Below are 24996 nucleotides of genomic sequence, written 5' to 3'. Positions count from 1 at the left end.
TCAATATTTGAGTAATGAAGGGAGGACAACCTAATGTCAAGATCACTTAAAAAGGGACCTTTTGTACACAAAGGACTATTAAAGAAAATTGAAGCTATGAACGAAAGCGAACAGAAGAAAATAATTAAAACTTGGTCTAGAGCATCAACAATTTTTCCACAAATGGTTGGACATACTATTGCTGTTCATGACGGAAGAAAACATATACCTGTTTATGTGACTGAGGATATGATTGGACATAAGTTAGGAGAATTTTCTCCAACTAGAACGTTCAGAGGTCACGCCGCAGATAAAAAGAAATAAAGGTTAATTACGTAAGGAGGTAAACAAATGCAAGCTAAAGCTGTAGCTAAGCACGTGAGAATTTCGCCTAGAAAAGTTAAAGCTATTGCCAACTTGGTTAGAGGAAAAAGCGCTAAAGAAGCAAGAGCTATTCTTCAGTTTACACCAAGAAAAGGTGCAAGACTTATGCTTAAAGTGTTAGATTCTGCTGTTGCAAATGCTGAAAATAATCACAACATGAATGTTGAAGATTTATATATTTCTGAAGTTTATGCTAATCAAGGACCAACTATGAAGAGATTTACTGCTGGTTCAATGGGTAGAGCTAATCCAATGCTTAGAAGAACAAGCCATATCGGGGTTGCTGTTTCAGAGAGAAAATAAAGGAGGGTTATTAATGGGTCAAAAAGTTAGCCCACATGGTTTAAGAGTCGGAGTAATTAAAGACTGGGATTCTAAGTGGTACGCAAACAAGAAAAATTTCGCTGATCTTTTAAAAGAAGATTACGATATAAGAAAATTTATTAAAAAAGAATTATATACTTCTGGAATTTCTAGAATATATATTGATAGAGCTGCAAATAATAGAGTTAGAATAAATATTTTTACTGCTAAACCTGGAATGATTGTAGGTAGAGGTGGAGAAAGTATTAAAATTTTAAGAGAAAAATTGCAAAAAATGACTGGAAGAAGTATTCAATTAGATATTTCAGAAGTTAAAAATACAGAAACTGATGCTCAATTAGTTGCTGAAAATGTTGCTTTTTCACTTGAAAGAAGAGTTTCTTTTAGAAGAGCTATGAAACAAGTAATAACTAGATCAATGAGAGCAGGAGTACAAGGAATTAAAGTTTCAACTTCTGGTAGACTTGGCGGAGCTGAAATGGCAAGAGTTGAAGGATATAGTGAAGGAAATGTTCCACTATCTACTTTAAGAGCTGACATTGATTACGGATTTGCTGAAGCTAATACTACTTATGGTAAATTAGGAATTAAAGTTTGGATTAACCATGGGGAAGTACTTCCTACTAAAGATGGAGTTATACTTCAAAGACTTCAAGCTAAACCTCAAAGAGATAGAAATTCAAGAAATAATAAAAATAGTAGAAATTCTAGAAACAACAATAGAAACGCAAATAATAGAAATAACAAACCAAATAATAGATCAAATACTAAAAACGTTAGTAAGTAAAAAGAATTTAAATAGTTTCGGAAGGAGGCGTACAATATGTTAATGCCTAAGAGAGTTAAGCGTCGTAAACAACATAGAGGTAGAATGAAAGGTCAAGCGCATAAAGGAAATACAATCACTTATGGTGATTTTGCACTTGTTGCTCAAGAACCTGCTTGGATTACGGCAAATCAAATAGAGGCTGCTAGAATCGCAATTAACAGACATATTAAAAGAGGTGGTAAAGTTTGGATCAAAATTTTCCCACACAAGCCAGTTACACAAAAACCGGCAGAAACTCGTATGGGAGCTGGTAAAGGTTCACCTGAATATTGGGTTGCTGTTGTTAAACCTGGTAGAGTAATGTTTGAATTGTCAGGAGTTAGCGAAGAGTTAGCTAGAGAATCTATGCGACTTGCTGCTAACAAACTTCCAATAAAATGCAAGTTCATTATGCGTGAGGAAGTAGTTGAAAAGGGTGGTGAAGTAAATGAAGGCTAATAAATTTAGAGATATGACTTCGGATGAGCTTTCAACAAAATTAGGTGATCTTAAAAGCGAACTTTTCAATTTAAGATTCCAATTAGCTACTGGTCAATTAGATAATCCACTTAAAATTAAGGGAATTAAAAGAGATATTGCTAGAGTTAAAACAGTATTGAAAGAAAGAGATATAAAGTCGTAGTTAAAGGAGGTCTAAGCCGTGGAAAGAAACAGTAGAAAAGTAAGATTAGGTACTGTTGTATCGGACAAGATGGATAAAACTATAGTTGTAAAATTTGAAACTAGAGTTCGTCATCCGTTATACGGGAAAAGAGTTAAAAAATCAATTAAATTTAAGGCTCATGATGAAAAGAATGAGTGTGGAATAGGCGATAAAGTAAAAATTATGGAAACTAAGCCTTTAAGTAAGGATAAAAGATGGAGACTTGTAGAAATAATTGAGAAGGCTAAATAAGGGCTTCTTTTGAAGGAGGTTTTAGAATGATTCAACAAGAGTCACGTCTGAAAGTAGCTGACAATTCGGGTGCAAAAGAACTTTTATGTATTCGTGTTTTAGGCGGCTCAAAGAGACGTTATGGAAATATTGGAGATATTATAGTTTGTGCCGTTAAAAATGCAACGCCAGGCGGTGTTGTTAAAAAAGGTGAAGTTGTAAGAGCTGTAATAGTAAGAACTAAAACAGGTGCAAGAAGAAATGACGGTAGCTATGTAAAATTTGATGAAAACGCTGCTGTAGTAATAAAGGAAGATTTATCTCCTGTAGGAACACGTATATTTGGACCTGTTGCTAGAGAGCTTAGAGATAGAAATTTTATGAAAATTGTTTCTCTCGCTCCAGAAGTGTTATAAAAGTAGGAGGTGTAATTAATGCATATTAAGAAAAATGATACCGTAATTGTAATTGCTGGTAAAGATAAAGGCAAAAAGGGTAAAGTTCTTCAAGTATTCCCTGCTAAAGAGCGTGTTATAGTTGAGGGTGTGAACATGGTAACTAAGCATCAGAAACCATCTGCTACAGTTCAACAAGGTGGAATAATCCATCAAGAAGCTGCAGTTCATGTTTCAAATGTAATGCTTTGGGATCCAAAAGAAAAAGTTGGAACTAGAGTTAAACACACAATATTAGAAGATGGAAAAAAAGTTAGAGTTTCAGTTAAATCTGGAGAAATCTTAGATTAATCCATAAGAAAGGAGGTTGACTTCGATATGGCTAGATTAAAAGAAAAGTATAATAGCGAAGTAGTTAAAGCATTAAACGAGAAGTTTAAATATAAAAGTGTAATGGAAACTCCAAAGTTTGATAAAATTGTAATTAACATGGGTCTTGGCGAAGCTAAAGACAATCCTAAAATAATTCAAGTTGCTGTAGGAGAACTTGCAACAATTGCTGGACAACAGCCGATTGTTACAAATGCAAAAAAATCCGTAGCGAACTTTAAAGTTAGAGAAGGAATGGCTGTTGGTGCTAAAGTTACGCTTAGAGGCGAAAAAATGTATGAATTCTTAGATAGGTTCGTAAATATTGCGCTTCCAAGAGTAAGAGACTTTAGAGGAGTAAATCCTAATGCGTTTGACGGAAGAGGAAATTACACTGTTGGTATTAAAGAACAACTTATATTCCCTGAAATAGAATATGATAAAGTTGATAAAGTTAGAGGAATGGATATTACATTTGTTACAACTGCTAAGACTGATGAAGAATCAAAAGAGTTGTTAAAATTAATGGGAATGCCGTTCGCAAAATAGGAGGGGTAGCATTGGCAAAGAAATCTCTAAAAGTTAAACAGGCTAGAAAACAAAAGTTTTCTTCAAGAGAATATAATAGATGTAAAATATGCGGTAGACCACATGCTTATCTTAGAAAATTTGGTATTTGTCGTATTTGTTTTAGAGAATTAGCTTACAAAGGTCAAATACCTGGTGTAAGAAAAGCAAGTTGGTAGAAAGAAAGAAGGGAGGTAATAAATCATGATGATTACAGATCCAATAGCAGATATGCTTACGCGTATAAGGAATGCTAATATGGTTAAACATAAAAGCGTAGAAGTTCCAGCTTCAAATATGAAGAAAAAAATCGCAGAAATTTTATTTGATGAAGGTTTTATTAAAAGCTTTAATGTCGTAGAAGATGATAAGCAAGGTTTAATTAAAATTGATTTAAAGTATGGCTCTAACAAAGAAAAAGTAATTACAGGGTTAAAGAGAATTTCTAAACCTGGATTAAGAGTTTACGTTAACAAAAATGAAATTCCTAAAGTTCTAGGTGGACTTGGAATTGCTATAGTTTCTACTTCAAATGGTATTATTACAGATAAAGAAGCTAGAAAACTTGGTGTTGGTGGAGAGGTTCTTTGCTACATTTGGTAAAAATTATTTACGGTAATAGGAGGTGTAATAATGTCTAGAATTGGTAGAGCACCAATTACTATACCTTCGGGCGTTACAGTTACTGTAAGCGATGAAAATCTTGTTGCAGTAAAAGGACCGCTTGGAGAATTAAGCGAAAAAATTGATATGAATATGAAAATTGTTATTGATGGTGAAACACTTACTGTTGAAAGACCCAACGATAACAAAAGAAATAGATCATTACATGGTTTAAGTAGAACTTTAATTGATAATATGGTTATAGGTGTTACAAAAGGATACGAAAAGAAACTTAAAATCATTGGTGTTGGTTATAGAGCTGCTAAAAAAGGTAAAGTGTTAGATCTTACTTTAGGATTCTCACATCCAGTTCAAATGGAAGATCCAGAAGGAATAACTGTAGAAGTTCCTACTAATACTGAAATAACAGTAAAAGGTATCAATAAGCAAAATGTTGGTAACTATGCTGCTAAAATCAGACAATGGAGAAAACCAGAGCCTTATAAAGGTAAAGGAATTAGATATGTTGATGAGTATGTAAGAAGAAAAGAAGGAAAAACAGGTAAATAATAGGAAGGGAGTGACTACAGTATGATTAGTAAAAAAAGTAAAAATAGCACGCGTAAAGTACGTCAGCTAAGAGTACGTAAAAAAGTTTCTGGTTCTCCTAAACGTCCTAGATTAAATGTATATAGAAGTTTAACTAATATGTATGCACAAATCATAGATGATGTAAATGGCGTAACATTAGTTTCGGCATCTACACTTGATAAAGAGATTAAAGAGAACTTTAAAAACACTGGCAATAAAGCTGCAGCGAAAGCTGTTGGTGAATTAGTTGCTAAAAAAGCAATTGAAAAAGGAATTGACACAGTTGTTTTTGATAGAGCGGGATATGAATATCACGGTAGAGTAAAAGAACTAGGTGATGCAGCAAGAGAAGCTGGACTAAAATTCTAGTTAAGGGAGGTAAGTAGATGAACCGTCTGTTAATAGATGCAAGTAAGCTTGAATTGAAAGAAAATGTTATCAATATTAACCGTGTAACTAAGGTTGTAAAAGGTGGTAGAACTTTTAGATTCAGTGCTTTAGTTGTTGTTGGTGACGAAAATGGTCACGTAGGTGTTGGAACTGGAAAAGCACAAGAAGTTCCAGAAGCTATTAGAAAAGCAATCGAAGATGCAAAGAAAAGATTAATATATGTTTCAAGAGTAAACACAACTGTACCTCATGCAATTAAAGGACATTTTGGAGCTGGTTCTGTTTTAATAATGCCTGCTCAAAAAGGTACTGGAGTTATTGCGGGTGGACCAGTTCGTGCAGTTCTTGAACTTGCAGGAATAAAAGATGTAAGAGCTAAGTCTCTTGGCTCTAATAACCCTAGAAATGTGGTTAATGCAACACTTAGTGGTTTAACAAGTATGAAAACTGCTGAGAGTGTTGCCAAATTAAGAGGCAAAACTGTAGAAGAAATATTAGGTTAGGGGGTGCTGACTTTGACTATAAACGTGAAATTAGTTAAGAGTCCTATTGGGGCTAAACCAAAGCATAGAAAAACTATTGAAGCTTTGGGATTAAAAAAAGTTGGACAAACATTAGTAAAGCAAGATAACCCTCAAATGAGAGGTATGGTTCAACAAGTTAGTCACTTAGTTAAAATTGTTGAAGCGTAAAACGAAGGAGGTGTCAAAATGAAGCTACATGAATTAAAACCTGCTAAGGGTGCGGTAAAGGATAGAAAAAGACTTGGTAGAGGTACTGGTTCAGGAACAGGAACAACAGCTGGCCGTGGTATGAATGGACAAAATTCTCGTTCAGGCGGTGGAGTTAGACCTGGTTTTGAAGGTGGACAAATGCCTTTATTTAGAAGAATTCCTAAACGTGGATTCACTAGTAGAAATAAAAAAGAATGGGCTATTGTTAATGTAGATATGTTAAATAGCTTCGAAGATGGTACTGAAATTAATCCAGTATTCCTAATTGAACAAGGTCTTATAAAAAATGTTAAAGACGGAGTTAAAATTTTAGGAAATGGAGATCTAACAACAAAGTTAACTGTAAAAGCTAATAAATTTACAAAATCGGCTTTAGAGAAAATTGAAGCTGCTGGAGGAAAGGCAGAGGTGATATAGTTTGTTTTCTACACTGAGAAATGCTTGGAAGATACCAGATTTAAGAAAAAAGATATTATATACAATGTTAATGATAGTAATCTTTAGACTTGGTGCTGCAATACCAGTTCCAGGAATAGATAAAGTTAAACTTGGACAATTATTTTCAAGTAGTAATGATGGTTTGCTAGGAATGTTTAATATGATGTCAGGTGGTGCGTTTAAGAATTTTACGATTTTTGCGCTTGGTATTACACCTTATATTACTTCTTCAATTATAGTAAATCTTCTTACGATAGCTTTTCCTGCTTTAGAAGCACTTTCTAAAGAAGGACCTGAGGGTAAAAAGAAATTAACACAGTATACGAGATATGGAACTGTAGTGCTTGCATTAATTCAAGCATTCGGAATGAGCGTAGGATTGTTTAGAAATGCATTCATTACTTACAACGGAGTTTCAGTATTTGTATCAGTAGTAACATTAACTGCAGGAACTGCATTTTTAATGTATCTAGGTGAGAAAATTACTGAAAATGGTATTGGTAATGGAATATCACTATTTATCTTCGCCGGAATTATTTCAAGAGTTCCTGGTGGTACGATTAATACAATAACAAGATTAAAAGCTGGCGAAATAGGAGTAATTAATATTTTATTCTTTGCCGTAATTGCAATTTTAGTTATTGCTGGAGTAATATTTATCCAACAAGGTACAAGAAAAGTTCCTGTACAATATGCTAAAAGAGTAGTAGGTAGAAAAATGTATGGTGGACAGAGTAGTCATATTCCACTAAAAGTAAATCAAGCGGGAGTTATTCCAGTAATATTTGCTATTTCAATACTAATGTTTCCACTTACAATAGCTCAATTTTGGCCAAATGCAGGAATATCAATTTGGTTAAAGACTTATATGAGTAGTAGATCTTTCCTTTATAATACACTTTATGCTATTTTGATATTGTTCTTTACTTACTTCTATACTTCTGTAACTTTCAACCCAGTTGAAGTTGCTACTAATATGAAGCAAAATGGTGGATTTGTTCCAGGAATTAGACCTGGTAAACCAACATCAGAGTATTTACAAAGAACACTATCAAGAATTACTTTAGCAGGTGCTGTTTTCTTAGCTATTATTGCTGTTTTACCAAATGTGTTACTAATTTTTAGTGATATGCAAATAAGATTTGGTGGAACGTCACTTCTGATTGCAGTTGGTGTTTCTCTTGAAACAGTTAAGCAAATAGAAGCACAAATGGTTATGAGACATTATCAAGGATTTTTAAAATAATTGTGCCGGAGATGATAAAAATGAGATTAATTTTATTAGGCCCTCCTGGTGCTGGAAAGGGTACTCAAGCAGCGAATCTTGTTAATGAGTATTCTATTCCGCATATTTCAACAGGGGATATTTTTAGAAAAAATATTAAAGAGGGCACTGAGCTTGGAAAAAAAGCTATGGATTATATGAATAAAGGCGAATTAGTTCCTGATAGTCTTGTTGTCGCGTTAGTTGAAGACAGACTTTCTTGGGAAGATACAAAGAATGGTTTTCTTTTAGATGGTTTTCCTAGAACTATTGTACAAGCAAAGGCTTTAGATGACGTATTAACTAAAAACAATATAGCATTGACAAATGTAATAAATGTAGTTGTAGATTCTAGTATTTTGGTTGAAAGAGCAGTAGGCAGAAGAATTTGTAAGAAATGCGGTGCTACTTACCACATTAAATTCAACCCTTCAAAGGTTGAAGGAATATGTGATGTATGTGGTGATACGCTTAAACAAAGACCTGATGACGTTGAAGAAACCGTAAAAAATAGAATTAGAGTATATGAAGACGAGACAATGCCTTTAGTTGATTATTATACTAAGAAAAATATTATTTTAAATATTGATGGAGAGCAAGAAATTTCAAAAGTATTTGATGATATTAAAAAAGAGATTGGTGAGTAAATGATTATTCTAAAATCTGAAAATGAAATAAAACTTTTAAGAGAAGCTGGTAAAATTGTTGCATATACTCATGAAGTAGTCAGAGATAAAGTAAAGCCAGGTATAAGTACCTTTGAGCTTGATAGTATTGCTGAAGCAACAATTAGAAAATATAATGCCTTGCCTGCTTTTAAAGGTTATGGAGGTTTTCCAGGAACTATTTGCGCATCAATTAATGATGAAGTAGTGCATGGAATACCTTCAAAGAGTAGAATACTAAAAGATGGAGATATTATAAGTGTAGATATTGGCTCGCTTATTAATGGATATTATGGTGACTCTGCTAAGACTTTTCCTGTTGGAAATGTTTCAAATGAAGCTTTAGCTTTAATAGAAGCAACAAAACAAAGTTTTTATGAAGGTTTAAAACTTTGCACTGTAGGAAATAGACTCTCAGATGTATCTCATAGAATTCAGCAATACGTTGAATCAAAAGGTTATTCAGTAGTAAGAGATTTTGTTGGACATGGAGTAGGAACTGGACTTCATGAAGATCCACAAATTCCAAACTTCGGTAGACCTGGTAGAGGTCCAAGACTTGCAAAAGGAATGGTACTTGCCATTGAACCTATGGTTAATATAGGAACATATAGTGTTGAAATTTTAGATAATGATTGGACAGTTGTTACTGCGGATGGTAGCTTATCAGCTCATTATGAACATACTTTAGCAATTACTGATGATGAACCTGTTCTATTAACAAGTTTATAAAAAGAGGTGAAAGTGTGAAAATGGCCAAAGATATTGAAATTGGGCAATTCGTAAGAGCAATAGCTGGTAGAGACAAAGAAAAAGTTTTTATTACTATTGACAAAATAGGTGTTGATTATTTATTATTAGTAGATGGGGATTTAAGAAAAATTGAATCGCCAAAAAAGAAAAAGGTTAAGCATGTTAGTAAATTAGATTTTATTAGCATAGACATAGTAAAAAAGTTAAAAGAAGGTAAGAAAGTTACTAACTTAATGATTCGAAAAGAAATCGAAAAAATAGGTGTAACTAATATATAGGAGGGAGGTTTTTACATGGCTAAGAACGATTCTATAGAAGTTCAAGGTACAGTAGTGGAAGCCCTACCAAATGCAACGTTCAAAGTTAAATTGGAAAACGATCATATAGTTCTTGCTCATATTTCAGGGAAATTAAGAATGAATTTTATAAGAATATTACCTGGCGACAAGGTTACTCTTGAGCTTTCTCCATACGACTTAACTCGAGGAAGAATTACTTGGCGTGGTAAGTGATAGGAGGTATAACAATGAAAGTTAGACCATCAGTTAAACCGATGTGTGAAAAATGTAAAGTTATAAAAAGAAAAGGCAGAGTTATGATAATCTGTGAAAACCCTAAACACAAACAAAGACAGGGTTAGTTTGTTAATTTGGGTGCGGCTGATAATGCAAAGCATTATTTACCCATTTATTTAGATAAATATTTAATGCTCATTAGGAGGTGTAGTTAATGGCAAGAATCGCTGGTATTGATTTGCCTAGAGAAAAAAGAGCTGTTATTGGACTTACTTATATCTATGGTATTGGTAAACCAATGTCTAAAGCTATTTTAGACAAAGCTGGAATAAATGAAGATACAAGAATTAAAGACCTGACTGAAGAAGAAGCAAGTAAACTTAGAAGTATTATCGAAGCTGATCATATTGTTGAAGGAGATTTAAGAAGAGAAATTTCACTTAATATTAAAAGACTTCAAGAAATTGGTTGCTATAGAGGAATTAGACACAGAAAAGGTTTACCAGTTCGTGGACAAAAAACTAAAACTAATGCTAGAACAAGAAAAGGTCCTAAGAGAACTATGGGTCGTAAGAAAAAGTAATAAGTTGTAAAGGAGGGTGACCAATGGTAGCAAAAAAAGTACGTAAAACACGTAAGAAGAAACGTGAACGTAAAAACATAGAGCGTGGACAAGCTCATATCATGTCTACGTTTAATAATACAATTGTAACATTGACTGATATGGCTGGTAATTCAATTGCTTGGTCAAGTGCTGGAAGCCTTGGATTTAAAGGTTCAAGAAAATCAACTCCATTTGCTGCACAAATGGCAGGAGAACAAGCTGCTAAGAACGGTATGGAGCACGGTTTAAAGTCAGTACAAGTATTTGTAAAAGGACCAGGCGCTGGTAGAGAATCTGCAATTAGATCATTACAAGCTGCTGGATTAGAAATTAGCTCTATAACAGATGTTACTCCAATTCCTCATAATGGTTGTAGACCACCAAAAAGAAGAAGAGTATAATAGGAGGTGTAGAAGAATATGGCAAGATATACAGGACCTTCTTGTAGACTTTGTAGAAGAGAAGGACAAAAACTTTATCTTAAAGGCGATAGATGTTACTCAGATAAATGCGCATTAGATAGAAGACAAAGTGCCCCTGGACAACATGGTAGTAGACGTGTTAAACTTTCAGGATACGGTACACAATTAAGAGAAAAACAAAAAGTTAAAAGATATTATGGTCTTATTGAAGGACAATTTAGAGAAATTTTTGAAAAAGCTTCTAACCAAAATGGTATAGTAGGTGAAAATTTCCTTAGACTTTTAGAATTAAGATTTGATAATATTGTTTATAGATTAGGATTTGCTACTTCTAGAAAAGAAGCAAGACAACTTGTTAACCATGGACATTTTAATTTAAATGGTAAAAAAGCTGATATTCCATCAATGACTTTAAAAGTTGGGGATGTAGTTGAGGTAAGAGATAAGAGTAAGTCTTCTCCTAAATTTAAAGAAATAGCTGAAAAAGCTCAAACTACTCCAAAGTGGGTAAGCTCAGACTTTGAAAAACTTATTGGAAAAGTTGAAGCATTACCACTAAGAGAAGATATTGATTTACCAATCGAGGAGCATTTAATTATCGAGCTTTACTCTAAGTAAACAACTTGTGTTTTACCCTCGTAAGTTAACACTAATTATGAAAAGGAGGGTCTTAAGTGATAGAAATAGAAAAGCCTAATATAGAATGTGTTGAATTAAATGAAAATAACACATATGGAAAATTTGTTGTTGAACCATTAGAAAGAGGTTATGGACATACACTTGGAAATAGCTTAAGAAGAATACTATTAAATTCTCTTCCAGGAACTGCTGTAAAGTGGATTAAAGTTGAAAACGTGTTACACGAATTTTCAACTGTACCTGGTGTAAAAGAAGATATAATAGATATTATTATTAATCTAAAGAATTTGTGTGCAAAAATCTATTCTGATGATGAGACAAAAATTTTACGAATTGAAGCTACTGAAGCAGGAGAAGTTACTGCTGGTGATATTATTGCTGATTCGGATGTAGAAATACTTGATACAGACCTTCATATTGCAACATTAGATGAAAATGCTTCTCTAATTATGGAGATTGCACTTTCTAAAGGTAGAGGTTATGTATCTTCAGATATGAATAAAGAAGAAGGACTTCCAATTGGAATAATTCCTATTGATTCTATTTTTACTCCTGTTAAGAAAGTTAACTATGCAGTTAGCAATACTAGAGTTGGACAGTCTTCAGATTTTGATAAATTGGAACTTGAAATATGGACTGATGGATCAATAAAACCTGATGAAGCTGCATCAATAGGTGCAAAAATCATGTCGGAACATTTAAATCTTTTCATTGATATGACAGATAATGCTGATAGTATTGAAATCATGGTTGAAAAGGAAGAAGATAAAAAAGAAAAAGTACTTGAGATGACAATTGAAGAACTTGATCTTTCAGTTCGTTCATATAATTGCTTAAAACGTGCAGGTATCAACACAGTTGAAGAACTTGCTAAAAAAGATGAAGATGAAATGATGAAAGTAAGAAATCTTGGAAAAAAATCTCTTGAGGAAGTTAAGAAAAAACTCGAAGATCTAAGCCTCGGCTTAAGAGCTGAAGAAGAATAAGCGAAAGGAGGGATTTCAACATGGCTGGTTATCGTAGATTAGGTCGTGTTTCTGATCATAGAAAATTAATGATGAGAAACCTGGTTACAAGCTTATTAAAGAACGGTCGAATTCAAACAACTGAAACTAGAGCAAAAGAAACTAAAAAAGCTGCTGAAAGAATGATTACTCTTGCAAAAAGAGGAGATCTACATTCAAGACGTTTAGTTTTAGCATATGTAACTGAAGAAGCAGTAGTAGCATCTTTATTTACTGACATTGCTCCGAAGTATCAAGATAGAAACGGTGGTTATACTAGAATCTATAAACTTGGACCTCGTAAAGGTGATGCTGCACCTATGGCACTACTAGAATTAGTATAAATTTATAAAATTATTAAATTTTAAAATGAAACAAAGTTACTTGTAAGTTGATCTTGCAATGGAATTTTGTTTCATTTTTATTATGTATTTGAATAATAAATATTGAATATGATAGATTGACAATACATAGAATGACTGTTGTATGTGTACTTAATAAGGGATATAATGAGTAGGTATAAAGGATATTTCCTAGGAAATTTGTGAGGTAATTATGATAAAAACAGAAAATATTAAGTACTCCTATAGCGAAGAAAATGTTGTTAGCACGGAATTTAAATTTGCAGTAGATGGTGTGGATATTCATATTGATGACGGTGAATTTGTAGTAATAATTGGTCATAATGGTTCAGGTAAATCGACTTTGGCAAAACTATTTAATGGAATAATTTTACCTAGTGATGGAAAAATTTTAATAAATAATCTTAGTACACTTGACGATAAAAACATTTGGGAAATAAGAAGAACTGCAGGTATGGTTTTTCAAAATCCAGATAATCAAATTGTTGCTACAATTGTAGAGGAGGATGTTGCATTTGGTCCAGAAAATCTTGGAATTGAATCATCTGAAATTCGTAAGCGCGTTGATGAATCCCTAAAAAAAGTTGGAATGTACGAATACAAAGATAAACCTCCGCATCTACTTTCAGGAGGGCAAAAACAACGAGTTGCAATCGCTGGAATATTAGCAATGAAACCAAAATGTATAATACTCGATGAACCAACAGCAATGCTTGATCCTTCAGGAAGAAAAGATGTAATAAGAACAGTAAAAGAACTAAATAAAAATGAAGGTATTACAATAGTACACATAACACACTTTATGGATGAAGCAGTGGATGCTGATAGGGTAATTGTTATGGAAAGTGGTAAGATAAAAGTTCAAGGCACTCCCAAAGAAGTTTTTTCAAAAGTTGAAGAGCTAAGAAAGATGGGTTTAGATGTTCCGCAAGTTACAATGCTTGCATATGAGCTAAATAAGAATGGTTTTAATATTTCTGATGATATTTTAACTGTTAACGAAATGGTGGAAGAATTATGTCAATTAACGTAGAAAATTTGACTTATATATATGATAAAGGTAGTCCTTATGAAACATATGCTTTAGATGAAATTTCTTTGAAAATTGAAAGTGGAGATTTTGTTGGATTAATAGGTCATACTGGATCAGGAAAATCTACTCTTATTCAGCATTTGAATGGTCTTTTAAAGCCAAGTAAGGGAAATATATATATAAATGATATTGAAATTACTAAGAAAAAAATGAAATTGAATGATATAAGAAAAAAAGTTGGACTTGTATTCCAATATCCAGAATACCAATTGTTTGAAGAAACAGTTGCTAAAGATATTGCATTTGGACCAACAAATCTAGGACTAAAAAAAGAAGAAATAGATGAAAGAGTAAGAAGTTCTATGAGACTTGTAGGACTTGATTATGAAGAAATAGCAGAAAAATCTCCTTTTGAATTAAGTGGTGGACAAAAAAGAAGAGTCGCTATTGCAGGTGTACTTGCAATGAAACCTGAAGTATTAATTTTAGACGAACCAACAGCAGGACTTGATCCAAAGGGACGCGATGAGATATTAGATCAAATAAAAGAGCTACATAGAATCGAGGGAATTACTGTGATTTTGGTATCACATAGTATGGAAGATGTAGCTAGATTAGTAAGCAAACTTTACGTTATGAATAGAGGAAAGTTAGTATTAGAAGGAAGACCGAATGAAGTGTTCAAAAATGCTGATTATCTTTCAGAAATTGGTCTAGATGTTCCTCAAGTTTCTAGGTTAATTACAGAACTTAGGAAAAGAGGCGTAGATATTAATGAAGATATTTATACACTTGAGAGTGCGAAGGAAGAAATACTTAAAGTTTTAAGGAGTAAAAAAAATGCTTAGAGATATTACAATTGGACAATATTTTCCAATCAAATCATATGTTCATAAAATGGATCCTAGATTTAAAATAATTGCTTCATTTATCTTTATTTTTTCTCTATTTATGGTTAAAAATATAAAAATCTATCCACTCGTAATACTATTTTTAGGACTAACAATTATTGTTTCAAAAATTCCTTTTTCATATATTTTAAAGGGATTAAAACCAATTGTCTTAATAATACTATTTGCTTTTTTTATAAATATATTTCTTACACCTGGAAGGATAATTTATAAATTTTGGATATTTAAAATAACGTATGAGGGAGTAATTCAGGCTGTCTTTATGAGTTCAAGGTTGATGTTACTTATAGTGGGTACGACTTTATTAACACTTACAACTTCTCCTATTGAGCTTACAGATGGTATAGAGATATTACTAAATCCATTTAAAAAAATTGGATTACCTGCACATGAACTTGCTATGATGATGACAATTGCACTTAGGTTCATTCCAACTTTACTTGAAGAAACAGATAAAATTATGAAAGCGCAAATGGCAAGAGGGGCAGATTTTGAAAGTGGAAGTCTCATAAAAAGAGCGAAGAGTTTAATTCCTTTACTAGTTCCCTTGTTTATTGGTGCCTTTAGAAGAGCGGACGAACTAGCTATGGCAATGGAAGCAAGGTGCTATAGAGGTGGAGAAAATAGAACTAGGCTTAAAATTTTGAAATACTCCTCTAATGATCTAGTAGGTGGTATATCTATTTCCATTTATTTAGCTATAATATTTATTGTAGGGAGAATATTATAATATGATTAAAAATTATAAATGTATAGTAGCTTATGATGGATTTGAATATTTGGGATGGCAAAGACAAAACGAAGGAAAAACTATACAAGGAGTGTTAGAAAAGACACTTACCACTCTATTAAAGGAGAAAATACTTATTCATGGATCCGGTCGTACAGATAAAGGAGTTCATGCATATGCACAAGTGTTTTCATTTAAAACTACTACTAGTGTACCTGCTGAAAATATAAAACTTGTATTAAATCAAAGGCTTCCGAAATCAATTCATATAAACTATATTGAGAAAGTTGATGATTTATTTCATGCTCGCTACTTAGCAAAAGGCAAAAGATATGTTTATAAAATTTGGAAAAAAGAATCGAATCCATTTATATCTAGGTATTATTATTGCTTTACTAAAGAAATTGATATACAAAGAATTATTGATGCTAAAGAAATACTTATGGGAAAGCACGATTTCATTAGTTTTATGGCATCAAAATCCAATGTGAATAGTACAGTTAGAGAAATATATAGTATAGATATTAATAATTTTGATGATTATTTTGAAATTGAATTTTATGGAAATGGATTTTTATACAACATGGTAAGGATAATCGTTCAGCATTTTATAAATATTGGACTAGGAAAGTTAAGTAAAGAAGAATTTAATGAAATACTATTAAATAAAAAAAGACAATTTTCTCATAAAACAGCTCCAGCAAATGGATTATATTTAAAAGAAGTTATTTACTAAAAAAAGACTTGACTTAACGTTTGATTTGTAATAATATATATATTGTTTATTAGAATATAATGAAGACTTGCTAGCCCCAAGTTTTTATATAAAAGGTGAAATTTGATTAATAGGAGGAAAACAATGAAATCTTTCGTTGCTAAACCACTCGAAGTGGAAAGAAACTGGTTTGTTGTTGATGCAGATGGAAAAACATTAGGTAGAATGGCTTCTGAGGTTGCTAAAATTCTTAGAGGAAAACATAAACCTACTTATACACCACATGTTGATACAGGTGATTTTGTAATAATTATAAATGCAGAAAAAATTAAAGTTACAGGTAAAAAATTAGATCAAAAAATGTACAGATGGCATACAGGATATCTTGGACATTTAAGAGAAAGAACTCTTAGAGAAATGATGCAAACTAAACCTGAAAAAGTTGTATTTGCAGCAGTAAAAGGAATGCTTCCTAAAAATTCTTTAGGAAATACTATGGCAAAAAAATTAAAAGTTTACAGAGGACCTGAGCATGAACATCAAGCTCAAAAACCTGTAGCTTTAGAATTATAATACTACAGAGGAGGAATAAGAATGGTTGTTCAATATCAAGGAACTGGTAGAAGAAAAAATTCTGTAGCTAGAGTAAGATTAGTACCGGGAACTGGAAACTTTTCAATTAATGGAAGAACTTTAGATGTATATTTCAACTTTGAAACTTTAAGAAATGAAGTTAGAAGACCTTTAAATATTACAGGAACAGAAGGAAAATTTGACGTATTTGTAAATGTAGAAGGTGGAGGATACACAGGTCAATCAGGAGCTATTAGACATGGTATTTCAAGAGCTTTATTAAAAGTTGATTCTGATGAATACAGAGCTACTTTAAAAGCTGCTGGTTTTTTAACAAGAGACTCAAGAATGGTAGAAAGAAAGAAATATGGTCTTAAAAAAGCAAGAAAAGCACCTCAATTTTCAAAAAGATAGTAAATATAAAGACATTGCATATAGCAGTGTCTTTTTTTTATTGTAAAAATGAATTTAAATATTAAAGATATTGTTTTAATTTTTTAACTTTTTTATATAAAGACTAGTATATAATTAAAATAAGAAATAAATTAAGAATAAAACTCTGGAGGTAATAATGAATAAAACTATATTTAAAGAAATAAGCTTACCTAGATTAAACAACTTAGAACCAGGACTCGAATCAACATGTCTCAAATTAATGGAAGAAGCAGGCGAATTAGCTCAGGTAATAGGAAAATTTAGAGGTCTAAACGGTGAAAAAATTGAAAAAAACTCTGAAGAAATTATTGAAATGATATGTGGTGAACTACTAGATGTAGCTCAGGTTGCGGTATCAATGATGTTTGTTTTAGAAGATGAATATAAAATTGATATAAATGAAAAAGTAAATGCACACGTAAATAAGTTGATAAGAAAAGGTTATATTAAAGTTGATAATAGCATAGTTTAGTAGTAAAAAGCTTAATTTTACCGGAGGAAGTATGAAAAAAATAATCGCGATTTCTGTATTATTATCTCTTCTAATTGTTGGCACAGTGTATATTAAAACTCATAATACAAAAGAGGTAAATCCACAAAATAAATTTATTATAGTTGAGGAATCAAAGATAACTACTAACGAAATTGACCAAAATGAGTTTGAACTTATGCAAAATGAGGATTTGATTGATGTTCTACTATTAAAAAAGATTGGAATATTTGTTGATATTGATACTAAGAGGAATATCGTTTCAATTTCAAATGATAAAACTATAGTTAGGTCCTACGTAAATGACAATAAATATAGGGTAAATGATAATCTTGTAAACGATAAAATAGTATATGTTTATAATAATAAATATTATATTAAAGAGTCTAAATTAGCATCAAAGTTTAGGTTCTCTATTGATATAGGGATAAAAAGTAAAAACATTGTTTTACTGAATCATTCTTTACCTATTTATAGTGGTATATTAAAGCACAAAGAAAATATGAGTAATTATGATAATTTAGAAGAAAAGTTGAAAATAATAAAAGAAGAAAAATTAATTATTGGAAATACTACAAGAGAAGGAACTCTTGTTTTAACGGAAGATAAATATATTGGTTATATAGATATTACAAGCATCGATAATGTGAGTAAAAGTTATGGAGAAAAAGTACAAGAAAAGATAAACTCTAAAACAATAAATATGACATGGGAGTATGTAAATAAAAGCAATCCAAATACTAATAATATTGGCCAAATGGTTGGATTAAATGTTATTTCACCCACATGGTTTAGTTTGAAAAATAGTAGTGGAGAAATAAATAGTAAGCTGAGTGAAACATATAAAAAATGGGCTAGAGAAAGGAAGTATGAAATTTGGCCTTTAGTTTCAAATCAGTTTAATAAAGAAATGACAAGAGAGTTTGTTAATAATGCAGTTGCAAGAGAAAGATTTATTAACAATTTATTAAGGATCTATAAAGATAATGGATTTAAAGGAATAAATATTGATTTTGAAAATATGTACAAAGAAGATTCTTATGTATTTAGTGTTTTTATAAATGAATTAACTATGAAATTTAAAGAAAATGGGATAAAAGTTTCAATAGATGTAACAGTTCCAGACGGTTCAGATTTTTGGTCAAAGTGTTACAATAGAGAAGAATTAGGTAGAGTGGTTGATTATATGGTTGTTATGACATATGATGAGCACTGGGCATCAAGTCCTGTAAGCGGGTCAGTTGCTTCATATGGATGGGTAGAATCTAATATAGAAAAACTGCTTGAAAAAGTACCGCCATCAAAACTTATTTTAGGCATCCCTTTTTACACAAGAGAATGGCGTGAAACTCCGTCACTTACAATTCCGAATAAAATGGATGTTAAGTCCGTTGCAATTACATTAAAAAGAATTAAAGCAATTATAGAGGAAAAAAAACCTAATTTAATATGGGACGAATATTCAAAACAGTATTACTATTCATATATTGAAAATGGTAAATTGATTAAAGTGTGGATTGAAGACGAAAAATCAATAAGTGAAAAAGTTTCTTTAGTTAATAAGTATAAACTAATTGGGATAGCATCTTGGCGAAGAGGTTATGAAAATATTGAAATTTGGGATATAATAAATAAAGAATTAAATAAAAAATAGTAGAAATGTTTTCAAAACTTAAATAAATTTATAAATAGGTGATACTATGGAAATTAAGAAAGTGTATAAATATTTTATTTTATTTGTTATTGGTGTTATTTTAGTAATTAATGGATTTTTAACTATTATTATTACTAAAAATGGAGTGTCAGAAGTTAGTGATGATTACGTTATAAAACGAGCGAAAGAACTCGGCATGATTGAATTAAATAAAGCTTACAAAATTTATAATGAGAAAAATATAAGAATAGATAATAATAATGAGTAAATAAATTTATTTTGGTTATAAATATTGCATGGAGGGGATATTATGGAGAAAACTTTAATTCTTATAAAACCAGATGCAGTTGAGAAAAAATTAATAGGTACCATTATTAAAATGTACGAAGAAAATGGACTTACTATTGAAGATATGTATATGTGTGTTCCGACAGAAGAAATATTAGCAAAACACTATGCAGAACATATAGAGAGAGATTTTTATAAAGGCCTAGTTGAATTTATGATGAGTGGCAAAATTGTAGCTGTACTTGCTAGTGGAGAAAATGCTGTGAGCCTAGTTCGAAAAATTAATGGTGCAACAAATCCTAAAAAAGCAGACCCTTGTACTATAAGATATTTATATGGCTCAGGTGTACAAATGAATGCAGTTCATGGATCGGCGGTAATAGAGGATGCAATTCGTGAAATAGAAATATGGTTTGGTAATTAAAACAAAGGAACTATTTTCACTATAGCTGATAATAGTTCCTTCTTTATGTATAAACAGGAGAAAAAAATGATTAGAGTAAATGAGATTAAAGTTGAACTAAATAATAATATTGATTTTAAAAATGAAATATCGAAAAAATTACGTATAAGTAAAAATGAAATACTATCATATGAAATATTTAGAGAATCTATAGATGCAAGAAAAGGTAATGTAAAATACGTATATACTATTGACGTAGAGCTTAAAAATGAGAATGCAATATTGAAAAAGACAAATTTTAAAAAAAGTCCAATTACAAAATACATAAGTCCGAATATGGGAAAATTGAAATTAGAACATAGACCCATTATTGTTGGTTTTGGTCCATCGGGTATGTTTGCAGCATTACTTTTAAGTGAAAATGGATATAAACCACTTGTATTTGAAAGAGGCGAAAATGTTGAAAAAAGGACATTAAGCGTTGAAAAATTTTGGAAAGAAGGAGTACTAAATACTGAATCTAATGTTCAGTTCGGTGAGGGCGGTGCAGGTACGTTTTCTGATGGAAAACTTACAACTCGTATAAAAGATTTAAGAAGCAGAAAAGTATTAGAAGAATTAGTAAAAGCAGGAGCTCCATCAGAAATTTTATTTAAAAATAAACCTCATATAGGAACTGATTTACTAAAAGAAGTAGTAATTAAAATAAGAGAAAAAATAATAAAAAATGGTGGAGAAGTTATTTTTAATTCACGCGTTAATAAAATAAATAAAGAAAAAGATTTAATAAAAATTGAAGTAAATAATTCTAAGGAATATATAACAAACAATTTAATTTTAGCTATTGGTCATAGTGCGAGAGATACGTTTGAAGAATTATATAAAAACGAATTTGAAATAAAGCAAAAGCCCTTTGCTATTGGTATGAGAATTGAACACAAGCAAAAGATGATTAACAAAGTGCAATATGGTAATGAAGATTTAGAAGTAAAACTTGGTTCAGCTGAGTATCACTTAACTTATCAAACTAAAAGCGGAAGAAGTGTATATACATTTTGTATGTGTCCTGGCGGAAAGGTAGTAGCTTCGTCTTCAGAAAAAAATACAATCGTTACAAATGGAATGAGTGAGCATTTAAGAAATGAAGAAAACGCAAATAGTGCACTACTAGTTAGCGTATATCCAAAGGATTTTGAAAGTGAACATCCGCTTGCAGGTATGTATTTACAAAGGAAAATAGAAAGAAAAGCATTTGAAGTTACAGAGAATAATTATTTTGCCCCATCTATTAGAGTTGGAGAATTTTTAGAAGAAGCAAAAGAAAAAAAGGAAAGTGTATATAGCATTGAATCGTCTTATAAGCCAGGAGTAGAAAAAGTTCATCCTAAAGAGTATCTTCCAGACTTTATTGTTGACGCTCTAAAAGAAGCACTTCCAAATTTAAATAAAAGATTAAAAGGATTTTCTGATTTCGATGCACTCCTAACAGGACCAGAAACAAGGTCGTCATCTCCAATTAGAATAGTTAGAAATTTAGAAAGTTTTGAAAGTACATCTCATAAAGGGATTTTCCCATGCGGGGAAGGGGCAGGATATGCTGGGGGTATTGTATCTTCAGCTGTTGATGGACTAAAAGTTGCTGAAAAAATTATAGAAAAATATTCAAATAAATTATGATAATAATCTAACAAATATTGATTGACAAATAAAAGAAAAAGGAATATGCTGTTTTTAGCATATTAGAATTTTGTAATATTAAAAAGAATCTATTATATTTTAGGAGGTAAACTATTATGAGAGAAATATTTAAAGTTATGGACTTTGAATTTTGGGGAACTGGTAAACATAAAATGCTTCCAGAAAAATTCCTTGAGACGGAAAATGTACTATTACTTGATGTGCGTTCTAAAGAAGAAGTTTCGGTAGTAACGATTAATGAGGCAGAGTTTTTTTCATTTAAATATTTGAATATTCCATTTGAGGAATTACCAGAAAGGTTAGAAGAAATTCCTAAAGATAAATTAATTGTTACATTTTGCCCTGGAAAAGTAAGGTCTACAATAGCCTTTGCATTTTTTATAAATGAAAATTATAATGCTAAAATTTTTGATGGTGGCTATAATGAATTAACTTCATTATTTAAAACTGGCAAGATTTATAAAGCATCTAGAAAATAAGAGGTATAGAGATGAATTTTATTTTAATAGCACTATTAATTTTCATAGTTTCAATAAGTATGACCATGGTTGGAAAAGGTGGAGGTAACTTTTATGTCCTTATTTTAGTCTTTGCTCAACTCTCAATGCAAAATGCTGCGTCAACTGGTCAATTTATTTTATTTACAGCGTCTATTGCTGCATTATTGGTATTTAACAAAAATAAAACCTTAATTTGGCCCTTAGCAGTTTTAATAGGCTCATTAATATCGGTATCAGCATTTTTGGGTGGATATTTTTCTCATAATTTTGAAGGTTCAACTTTAAAAATTGTATTTTCTATTTTGCTTTTTATATCAGGTATAATGATGTTGATAAAAGTTAAAGAGAAAAATAGAGAACAAACTAATTTGAAATTTGGTGTTTGGAAATTTAAATTTGAAGAAGAAGATTACTTTGTAAATTTATTAGTAGCAGTTCCTATAATAGTTCTTACTGGTTTTGGTTCTGGTATGGTTGGAGTTTCAGGTGGATCATTTTTAGTTCCTCTTATGGTGCTTACCTGCTATTTGCCTATGAAGTATGCAGTAGGTACTGCGTCGTCATTAATTGCTGTAACAGCTCTAATGGGATTCATGGGACATCTTTTGCAAGGCGATGTTAATTTTTATTATGCGGTACCGCTCTCTGTAGTTACGTTAATTGGTGGATTAATAGGAAGTAAATTTGCACTTAAAAGTAAACCCAAGAATTTGAAAAGATTATTCGCATATACTAATTTTTTAGCAGCAATTATAATGATTATAAATGCTTTAAGGTAGTTGTAATAAAAAATTCTGAAAAAATAAAGGAAATACTTAAAAATACTAGGACTTAGCTTATATTGAAAAGCTGAGTTCTTTTTTATTTCTAATTATATTGTATATATAAAAAAATAATAAAATAATTTTCTTTTATCAAAATTTTCTGAATAATCATTGAAATTCGTGTATTTTTATGCTAAACTTTTAGTAAGAGTTATAAAAAAAGTTGAAATTACATATATATGAAAAGGATTTACTTATATATTAACCGTGTTATAAAATTAACGCAATTCTTTTAGTATTTAATGAATAAAATAATTTATATATATTGATTATTTGTAACATATGTGCTAAAATCAAGCTAATTGTTGTTCATAAAATATTCATAATTATAGAAAAAGAGAATGTTTTGTGGATAATTATTTATTTTGTTATTTAAATGGTTTTCATTTGAATATAATATTATTAAAAGGGGGAATAAAAAATGGAGAACAATAATCTTCAGCCAAGAGATGGATTTAGTTCAAAACTTGGTATTATTGCAGCAGCAGCAGGATCTGCTATTGGTTTAGGTAACATATGGAAGTTTCCATATATTACTGGTCGTTACGGTGGAGCAGCATTTATTTTATTTTATTTATTTTGTATTGCAATTATCGGACTTCCTGTTATGCTTTCTGAATTTCTTATTGGACGTAGAGCCCAAAAGAATGCGATTGATTCATTTAAAACTTTAAAACCTAATAGTCCTTGGTATTTAACTGGATGGCTGGGTTTTGTAGCAGCAGTAGTTATTTTATCATTCTACGGTGTTGTTGCAGGTTGGACGCTACATTACGTATTTTTATCTATTGCTAATAAATTTGTAGGTAATACACCTGATCAACTTGGGGCTATGTTTGGCGGTTTAGTAGGAAATCCTTGGCTTCCTATTTTCTGGCAAGTAATCTTTATGGGACTTACTGCTGGAGTTATTTTAGGTGGAGTAAAAGATGGTATAGAAAGATATACTAAAATTCTTATGCCTTTACTTCTTGTAGTTATTCTTATTCTTGATGTAAGAGCAGTAACACTTCCTGGAGCATCTGCAGGACTAAATTTCTTATTTAAACCTGATTTTTCTAAACTTACTGCTGAGGGAATGATGTCAGCACTTGGACATGCGTTTTTCTCACTTTCACTTGGTATGGGTACTATGATTACTTATGGATCTTATATTGGTAAAAAGGAGAATTTAGGAGAAACTGCTCTTCAAGTAACTATAGCAGATACTGCAATTGCTCTACTTGCTGGTATTGCAATATTCCCAGCTGTATTCGCATTTGGGGTTGAACCTGGAGCTGGTCCATCACTTGTATTTATTACATTACCAAATGTATTTAATCAAATGCCAGGTGGATATATATTTGCTATTATGTTCTTCTTACTTCTTGCAGTTGCAGCCCTTACTTCTTCAGTTTCAATTCTTGAAGTTATTGTTGCTTACTTTACAGAAAATCTTGGATGGTCTAGACATAAAGCTACTTGGTTGGCTACTATAGCTATTACAGCTGTTGGCGCTTTTGAATCCTTAACTAACGGAACTATTAACTTTAAATTGCCACTATATAAAGGTGGAATCATGCATATGTTTGGTTTCTTTGATTGGATGATTGAAATGTCAGATTTACTTCTTCCAATAGGTGGATTATTTATCTCGTTATTTGTTGGATATGTAATGCTTGACAAAGATGTTAAAGATGAAGTTTCAGATAGTGGAGCACTTAGTGTTCCTTGGTATGGACTTTTCAAAATATTAACTAGATATGTTGCACCTGTTTTAATTGTTGTTACATTTATTAATATGGTATTTGGAATATTCTAGAAAATGAAAATTTAATATTTAAGGATGGTCATTTATGACTATCCTTTTTATTTTTTACTTAAAAGAAGTGTGATTGAATGTTTTTAGTATATATTTGTAGATTAAAGAACTAAATATGAATAAGCCGTGCATTCGTTAAACTATGTTTAACTCATCGTTCTATGTTAACAAAACTAAGATTTACTTTCGATGAATGAATTCATCTTCATATTTCTAGGATTTTTATCTTTTAAAGA

At 31.2% G+C, this 24996-nt stretch carries 41 protein-coding genes; all 41 read left to right on the top strand.

Annotated features, from left to right (window positions below; all coding sequences use genetic code 11):
- The first annotated feature begins 33 nt into the window (after positions 1 to 33).
- Entirely contained in the window at positions 34 to 303 is a 270-nt protein-coding gene (rpsS, locus tag AACH12_RS12560) for a 30S ribosomal protein S19 (RefSeq protein WP_338535723.1), read from the top strand.
- A gap of 27 nt (positions 304 to 330) precedes the next feature.
- Positions 331 to 666 carry a 50S ribosomal protein L22 gene (gene rplV, locus AACH12_RS12555; RefSeq protein WP_338535722.1) on the top strand — a complete coding sequence of 112 codons (336 nt, stop codon included), beginning with the start codon at positions 331 to 333 and terminating at the stop codon, positions 664 to 666.
- Positions 667 to 679: 13 nt separating this feature from the next.
- The gene (gene rpsC, locus AACH12_RS12550; protein ID WP_338535721.1) at positions 680 to 1474 is read left to right on the top strand and encodes a 30S ribosomal protein S3; all 795 of its coding nucleotides are present in this window, start codon (positions 680 to 682) and stop codon (positions 1472 to 1474) included.
- 36 nt (positions 1475 to 1510) lie between these two features.
- Positions 1511 to 1954, top strand: coding sequence for a 50S ribosomal protein L16 (gene rplP / locus AACH12_RS12545; RefSeq protein WP_338535720.1), 444 nt, complete (start codon positions 1511 to 1513; stop codon positions 1952 to 1954).
- A complete protein-coding gene (gene rpmC, locus AACH12_RS12540) occupies positions 1944 to 2138 on the top strand; it encodes a 50S ribosomal protein L29 (protein ID WP_338535719.1) in 195 nt (64 codons plus the stop codon). Before rplP ends, rpmC begins: the two co-directional genes overlap by 11 nt.
- Before the next feature lie 18 nt (positions 2139 to 2156).
- Positions 2157 to 2411 carry a 30S ribosomal protein S17 gene (gene rpsQ, locus AACH12_RS12535; RefSeq protein WP_338535718.1) on the top strand — a complete coding sequence of 85 codons (255 nt, stop codon included), beginning with the start codon at positions 2157 to 2159 and terminating at the stop codon, positions 2409 to 2411.
- 26 nt (positions 2412 to 2437) lie between these two features.
- Entirely contained in the window at positions 2438 to 2806 is a 369-nt protein-coding gene (gene rplN, locus AACH12_RS12530; RefSeq protein WP_338535717.1) for a 50S ribosomal protein L14, read from the top strand.
- 18 nt (positions 2807 to 2824) lie between these two features.
- Positions 2825 to 3136, top strand: coding sequence for a 50S ribosomal protein L24 (gene rplX, locus AACH12_RS12525; protein ID WP_338535716.1), 312 nt, complete (start codon positions 2825 to 2827; stop codon positions 3134 to 3136).
- 27 nt (positions 3137 to 3163) lie between these two features.
- Complete coding sequence (gene rplE, locus AACH12_RS12520; RefSeq protein ID WP_338535715.1) at positions 3164 to 3703, top strand: 50S ribosomal protein L5; 540 nt, start codon at positions 3164 to 3166, stop codon at positions 3701 to 3703.
- Positions 3704 to 3714: 11 nt separating this feature from the next.
- Positions 3715 to 3900 carry a type Z 30S ribosomal protein S14 gene (locus AACH12_RS12515; protein ID WP_338535714.1) on the top strand — a complete coding sequence of 62 codons (186 nt, stop codon included), beginning with the start codon at positions 3715 to 3717 and terminating at the stop codon, positions 3898 to 3900.
- Between the two features lie 25 nt (positions 3901 to 3925).
- Entirely contained in the window at positions 3926 to 4324 is a 399-nt protein-coding gene (gene rpsH, locus AACH12_RS12510; protein WP_338535713.1) for a 30S ribosomal protein S8, read from the top strand.
- A gap of 30 nt (positions 4325 to 4354) precedes the next feature.
- Positions 4355 to 4894 carry a 50S ribosomal protein L6 gene (rplF, locus tag AACH12_RS12505; protein WP_338535712.1) on the top strand — a complete coding sequence of 180 codons (540 nt, stop codon included), beginning with the start codon at positions 4355 to 4357 and terminating at the stop codon, positions 4892 to 4894.
- Positions 4895 to 4915: 21 nt separating this feature from the next.
- Positions 4916 to 5284, top strand: coding sequence for a 50S ribosomal protein L18 (gene rplR, locus AACH12_RS12500; RefSeq protein WP_338535711.1), 369 nt, complete (start codon positions 4916 to 4918; stop codon positions 5282 to 5284).
- A 26-nt stretch (positions 5285 to 5310) separates the two neighbouring features.
- Positions 5311 to 5808, top strand: coding sequence for a 30S ribosomal protein S5 (gene rpsE / locus AACH12_RS12495; protein ID WP_422388922.1), 498 nt, complete (start codon positions 5311 to 5313; stop codon positions 5806 to 5808).
- A gap of 12 nt (positions 5809 to 5820) precedes the next feature.
- Positions 5821 to 5997, top strand: coding sequence for a 50S ribosomal protein L30 (gene rpmD / locus AACH12_RS12490; protein ID WP_422388899.1), 177 nt, complete (start codon positions 5821 to 5823; stop codon positions 5995 to 5997).
- An 18-nt stretch (positions 5998 to 6015) separates the two neighbouring features.
- Positions 6016 to 6456, top strand: coding sequence for a 50S ribosomal protein L15 (rplO, locus tag AACH12_RS12485; RefSeq protein WP_338535709.1), 441 nt, complete (start codon positions 6016 to 6018; stop codon positions 6454 to 6456).
- A 1-nt stretch (position 6457) separates the two neighbouring features.
- Positions 6458 to 7723 carry a preprotein translocase subunit SecY gene (secY, locus tag AACH12_RS12480; protein WP_338535708.1) on the top strand — a complete coding sequence of 422 codons (1266 nt, stop codon included), beginning with the start codon at positions 6458 to 6460 and terminating at the stop codon, positions 7721 to 7723.
- A 20-nt stretch (positions 7724 to 7743) separates the two neighbouring features.
- Entirely contained in the window at positions 7744 to 8388 is a 645-nt protein-coding gene (locus AACH12_RS12475) for an adenylate kinase (RefSeq protein WP_338535707.1), read from the top strand.
- Positions 8389 to 9138, top strand: coding sequence for a type I methionyl aminopeptidase (gene map / locus AACH12_RS12470; RefSeq protein WP_338535706.1), 750 nt, complete (start codon positions 8389 to 8391; stop codon positions 9136 to 9138). It abuts the gene before it with no gap.
- A gap of 14 nt (positions 9139 to 9152) precedes the next feature.
- Positions 9153 to 9437, top strand: a complete 285-nt coding sequence (locus AACH12_RS12465; protein ID WP_338535705.1) for a KOW domain-containing RNA-binding protein — start codon at positions 9153 to 9155, stop codon at positions 9435 to 9437.
- Positions 9438 to 9452: 15 nt separating this feature from the next.
- The gene (gene infA, locus AACH12_RS12460; RefSeq protein ID WP_338535704.1) at positions 9453 to 9671 is read left to right on the top strand and encodes a translation initiation factor IF-1; all 219 of its coding nucleotides are present in this window, start codon (positions 9453 to 9455) and stop codon (positions 9669 to 9671) included.
- 14 nt (positions 9672 to 9685) lie between these two features.
- Positions 9686 to 9799 (top strand): 50S ribosomal protein L36, encoded by a 114-nt coding sequence (gene rpmJ / locus AACH12_RS12455; RefSeq protein WP_338535703.1) that lies wholly within the window; start codon positions 9686 to 9688, stop codon positions 9797 to 9799.
- Between the two features lie 89 nt (positions 9800 to 9888).
- Positions 9889 to 10257 (top strand): 30S ribosomal protein S13, encoded by a 369-nt coding sequence (gene rpsM, locus AACH12_RS12450; protein WP_338535702.1) that lies wholly within the window; start codon positions 9889 to 9891, stop codon positions 10255 to 10257.
- A 23-nt stretch (positions 10258 to 10280) separates the two neighbouring features.
- The gene (rpsK, locus tag AACH12_RS12445; protein WP_338535701.1) at positions 10281 to 10679 is read left to right on the top strand and encodes a 30S ribosomal protein S11; all 399 of its coding nucleotides are present in this window, start codon (positions 10281 to 10283) and stop codon (positions 10677 to 10679) included.
- A gap of 18 nt (positions 10680 to 10697) precedes the next feature.
- Positions 10698 to 11318 carry a 30S ribosomal protein S4 gene (rpsD, locus tag AACH12_RS12440; RefSeq protein ID WP_338535700.1) on the top strand — a complete coding sequence of 207 codons (621 nt, stop codon included), beginning with the start codon at positions 10698 to 10700 and terminating at the stop codon, positions 11316 to 11318.
- Positions 11319 to 11374: 56 nt separating this feature from the next.
- Positions 11375 to 12325: a DNA-directed RNA polymerase subunit alpha gene (locus tag AACH12_RS12435; protein ID WP_338535699.1), complete on the top strand. Its 951-nt coding sequence runs from the start codon at positions 11375 to 11377 to the stop codon at positions 12323 to 12325.
- Between the two features lie 20 nt (positions 12326 to 12345).
- Positions 12346 to 12687, top strand: coding sequence for a 50S ribosomal protein L17 (gene rplQ / locus AACH12_RS12430; RefSeq protein WP_338535698.1), 342 nt, complete (start codon positions 12346 to 12348; stop codon positions 12685 to 12687).
- Between the two features lie 211 nt (positions 12688 to 12898).
- Positions 12899 to 13738 (top strand): energy-coupling factor transporter ATPase, encoded by an 840-nt coding sequence (locus AACH12_RS12425; protein ID WP_338535697.1) that lies wholly within the window; start codon positions 12899 to 12901, stop codon positions 13736 to 13738.
- Complete coding sequence (locus AACH12_RS12420; protein WP_338535696.1) at positions 13723 to 14586, top strand: energy-coupling factor transporter ATPase; 864 nt, start codon at positions 13723 to 13725, stop codon at positions 14584 to 14586. The genes AACH12_RS12425 and AACH12_RS12420 overlap by 16 nt, the downstream gene beginning before the upstream one ends.
- Positions 14579 to 15379, top strand: coding sequence for an energy-coupling factor transporter transmembrane component T family protein (locus AACH12_RS12415; RefSeq protein ID WP_338535695.1), 801 nt, complete (start codon positions 14579 to 14581; stop codon positions 15377 to 15379). The genes AACH12_RS12420 and AACH12_RS12415 overlap by 8 nt, the downstream gene beginning before the upstream one ends.
- Before the next feature lies 1 nt (position 15380).
- Entirely contained in the window at positions 15381 to 16115 is a 735-nt protein-coding gene (gene truA, locus AACH12_RS12410) for a tRNA pseudouridine(38-40) synthase TruA (protein ID WP_338535694.1), read from the top strand.
- 123 nt (positions 16116 to 16238) lie between these two features.
- Positions 16239 to 16667 (top strand): 50S ribosomal protein L13, encoded by a 429-nt coding sequence (gene rplM, locus AACH12_RS12405; protein ID WP_338535693.1) that lies wholly within the window; start codon positions 16239 to 16241, stop codon positions 16665 to 16667.
- A 21-nt stretch (positions 16668 to 16688) separates the two neighbouring features.
- A complete protein-coding gene (rpsI, locus tag AACH12_RS12400; RefSeq protein WP_338535692.1) occupies positions 16689 to 17081 on the top strand; it encodes a 30S ribosomal protein S9 in 393 nt (130 codons plus the stop codon).
- 157 nt (positions 17082 to 17238) lie between these two features.
- The gene (locus AACH12_RS12395; protein ID WP_338535691.1) at positions 17239 to 17574 is read left to right on the top strand and encodes a MazG-like family protein; all 336 of its coding nucleotides are present in this window, start codon (positions 17239 to 17241) and stop codon (positions 17572 to 17574) included.
- Between the two features lie 31 nt (positions 17575 to 17605).
- Positions 17606 to 19246 carry a glycosyl hydrolase family 18 protein gene (locus AACH12_RS12390; protein WP_338535690.1) on the top strand — a complete coding sequence of 547 codons (1641 nt, stop codon included), beginning with the start codon at positions 17606 to 17608 and terminating at the stop codon, positions 19244 to 19246.
- A gap of 46 nt (positions 19247 to 19292) precedes the next feature.
- Positions 19293 to 19514: a hypothetical protein gene (locus tag AACH12_RS12385; RefSeq protein ID WP_338535689.1), complete on the top strand. Its 222-nt coding sequence runs from the start codon at positions 19293 to 19295 to the stop codon at positions 19512 to 19514.
- A 42-nt stretch (positions 19515 to 19556) separates the two neighbouring features.
- Entirely contained in the window at positions 19557 to 19958 is a 402-nt protein-coding gene (gene ndk / locus AACH12_RS12380) for a nucleoside-diphosphate kinase (protein ID WP_338535688.1), read from the top strand.
- Positions 19959 to 20024: 66 nt separating this feature from the next.
- A complete protein-coding gene (locus AACH12_RS12375) occupies positions 20025 to 21614 on the top strand; it encodes an NAD(P)/FAD-dependent oxidoreductase (RefSeq protein WP_338535687.1) in 1590 nt (529 codons plus the stop codon).
- A gap of 116 nt (positions 21615 to 21730) precedes the next feature.
- Positions 21731 to 22114, top strand: a complete 384-nt coding sequence (locus tag AACH12_RS12370; RefSeq protein ID WP_338535686.1) for a rhodanese-like domain-containing protein — start codon at positions 21731 to 21733, stop codon at positions 22112 to 22114.
- 11 nt (positions 22115 to 22125) lie between these two features.
- Complete coding sequence (locus AACH12_RS12365) at positions 22126 to 22914, top strand: sulfite exporter TauE/SafE family protein (RefSeq protein ID WP_338535685.1); 789 nt, start codon at positions 22126 to 22128, stop codon at positions 22912 to 22914.
- A gap of 466 nt (positions 22915 to 23380) precedes the next feature.
- Positions 23381 to 24760 carry a sodium-dependent transporter gene (locus tag AACH12_RS12360; RefSeq protein WP_338535684.1) on the top strand — a complete coding sequence of 460 codons (1380 nt, stop codon included), beginning with the start codon at positions 23381 to 23383 and terminating at the stop codon, positions 24758 to 24760.
- Positions 24761 to 24996 lie beyond the last annotated feature (236 nt).

Source organism: Helicovermis profundi, assembly GCF_033097505.1.
GTDB lineage: Bacteria > Bacillota > Clostridia > Peptostreptococcales > Acidaminobacteraceae > Helicovermis > Helicovermis profundi.
This window is presented reverse-complemented; position numbering and strand designations above follow the sequence as displayed.

Coding starts and splice junctions, on each gene's coding strand:
- rpsS (WP_338535723.1), top strand. CDS start 34: ATGTCAAGATCACTTAAAAAGGGACCTTTTGTACACAAAGGACTATTA.
- rplV (WP_338535722.1), top strand. CDS start 331: ATGCAAGCTAAAGCTGTAGCTAAGCACGTGAGAATTTCGCCTAGAAAA.
- rpsC (WP_338535721.1), top strand. CDS start 680: ATGGGTCAAAAAGTTAGCCCACATGGTTTAAGAGTCGGAGTAATTAAA.
- rplP (WP_338535720.1), top strand. CDS start 1,511: ATGTTAATGCCTAAGAGAGTTAAGCGTCGTAAACAACATAGAGGTAGA.
- rpmC (WP_338535719.1), top strand. CDS start 1,944: ATGAAGGCTAATAAATTTAGAGATATGACTTCGGATGAGCTTTCAACA.
- rplN (WP_338535717.1), top strand. CDS start 2,438: ATGATTCAACAAGAGTCACGTCTGAAAGTAGCTGACAATTCGGGTGCA.
- rplX (WP_338535716.1), top strand. CDS start 2,825: ATGCATATTAAGAAAAATGATACCGTAATTGTAATTGCTGGTAAAGAT.
- rplE (WP_338535715.1), top strand. CDS start 3,164: ATGGCTAGATTAAAAGAAAAGTATAATAGCGAAGTAGTTAAAGCATTA.
- rpsH (WP_338535713.1), top strand. CDS start 3,926: ATGATGATTACAGATCCAATAGCAGATATGCTTACGCGTATAAGGAAT.
- rplF (WP_338535712.1), top strand. CDS start 4,355: ATGTCTAGAATTGGTAGAGCACCAATTACTATACCTTCGGGCGTTACA.
- rplR (WP_338535711.1), top strand. CDS start 4,916: ATGATTAGTAAAAAAAGTAAAAATAGCACGCGTAAAGTACGTCAGCTA.
- rplO (WP_338535709.1), top strand. CDS start 6,016: ATGAAGCTACATGAATTAAAACCTGCTAAGGGTGCGGTAAAGGATAGA.
- AACH12_RS12475 (WP_338535707.1), top strand. CDS start 7,744: ATGAGATTAATTTTATTAGGCCCTCCTGGTGCTGGAAAGGGTACTCAA.
- map (WP_338535706.1), top strand. CDS start 8,389: ATGATTATTCTAAAATCTGAAAATGAAATAAAACTTTTAAGAGAAGCT.
- infA (WP_338535704.1), top strand. CDS start 9,453: ATGGCTAAGAACGATTCTATAGAAGTTCAAGGTACAGTAGTGGAAGCC.
- rpmJ (WP_338535703.1), top strand. CDS start 9,686: ATGAAAGTTAGACCATCAGTTAAACCGATGTGTGAAAAATGTAAAGTT.
- rpsM (WP_338535702.1), top strand. CDS start 9,889: ATGGCAAGAATCGCTGGTATTGATTTGCCTAGAGAAAAAAGAGCTGTT.
- rpsK (WP_338535701.1), top strand. CDS start 10,281: ATGGTAGCAAAAAAAGTACGTAAAACACGTAAGAAGAAACGTGAACGT.
- rpsD (WP_338535700.1), top strand. CDS start 10,698: ATGGCAAGATATACAGGACCTTCTTGTAGACTTTGTAGAAGAGAAGGA.
- rplQ (WP_338535698.1), top strand. CDS start 12,346: ATGGCTGGTTATCGTAGATTAGGTCGTGTTTCTGATCATAGAAAATTA.
- AACH12_RS12425 (WP_338535697.1), top strand. CDS start 12,899: ATGATAAAAACAGAAAATATTAAGTACTCCTATAGCGAAGAAAATGTT.
- AACH12_RS12420 (WP_338535696.1), top strand. CDS start 13,723: ATGTCAATTAACGTAGAAAATTTGACTTATATATATGATAAAGGTAGT.
- AACH12_RS12415 (WP_338535695.1), top strand. CDS start 14,579: ATGCTTAGAGATATTACAATTGGACAATATTTTCCAATCAAATCATAT.
- truA (WP_338535694.1), top strand. CDS start 15,381: ATGATTAAAAATTATAAATGTATAGTAGCTTATGATGGATTTGAATAT.
- rplM (WP_338535693.1), top strand. CDS start 16,239: ATGAAATCTTTCGTTGCTAAACCACTCGAAGTGGAAAGAAACTGGTTT.
- rpsI (WP_338535692.1), top strand. CDS start 16,689: ATGGTTGTTCAATATCAAGGAACTGGTAGAAGAAAAAATTCTGTAGCT.
- AACH12_RS12395 (WP_338535691.1), top strand. CDS start 17,239: ATGAATAAAACTATATTTAAAGAAATAAGCTTACCTAGATTAAACAAC.
- AACH12_RS12390 (WP_338535690.1), top strand. CDS start 17,606: ATGAAAAAAATAATCGCGATTTCTGTATTATTATCTCTTCTAATTGTT.
- AACH12_RS12385 (WP_338535689.1), top strand. CDS start 19,293: ATGGAAATTAAGAAAGTGTATAAATATTTTATTTTATTTGTTATTGGT.
- ndk (WP_338535688.1), top strand. CDS start 19,557: ATGGAGAAAACTTTAATTCTTATAAAACCAGATGCAGTTGAGAAAAAA.
- AACH12_RS12375 (WP_338535687.1), top strand. CDS start 20,025: ATGATTAGAGTAAATGAGATTAAAGTTGAACTAAATAATAATATTGAT.
- AACH12_RS12370 (WP_338535686.1), top strand. CDS start 21,731: ATGAGAGAAATATTTAAAGTTATGGACTTTGAATTTTGGGGAACTGGT.
- AACH12_RS12365 (WP_338535685.1), top strand. CDS start 22,126: ATGAATTTTATTTTAATAGCACTATTAATTTTCATAGTTTCAATAAGT.
- AACH12_RS12360 (WP_338535684.1), top strand. CDS start 23,381: ATGGAGAACAATAATCTTCAGCCAAGAGATGGATTTAGTTCAAAACTT.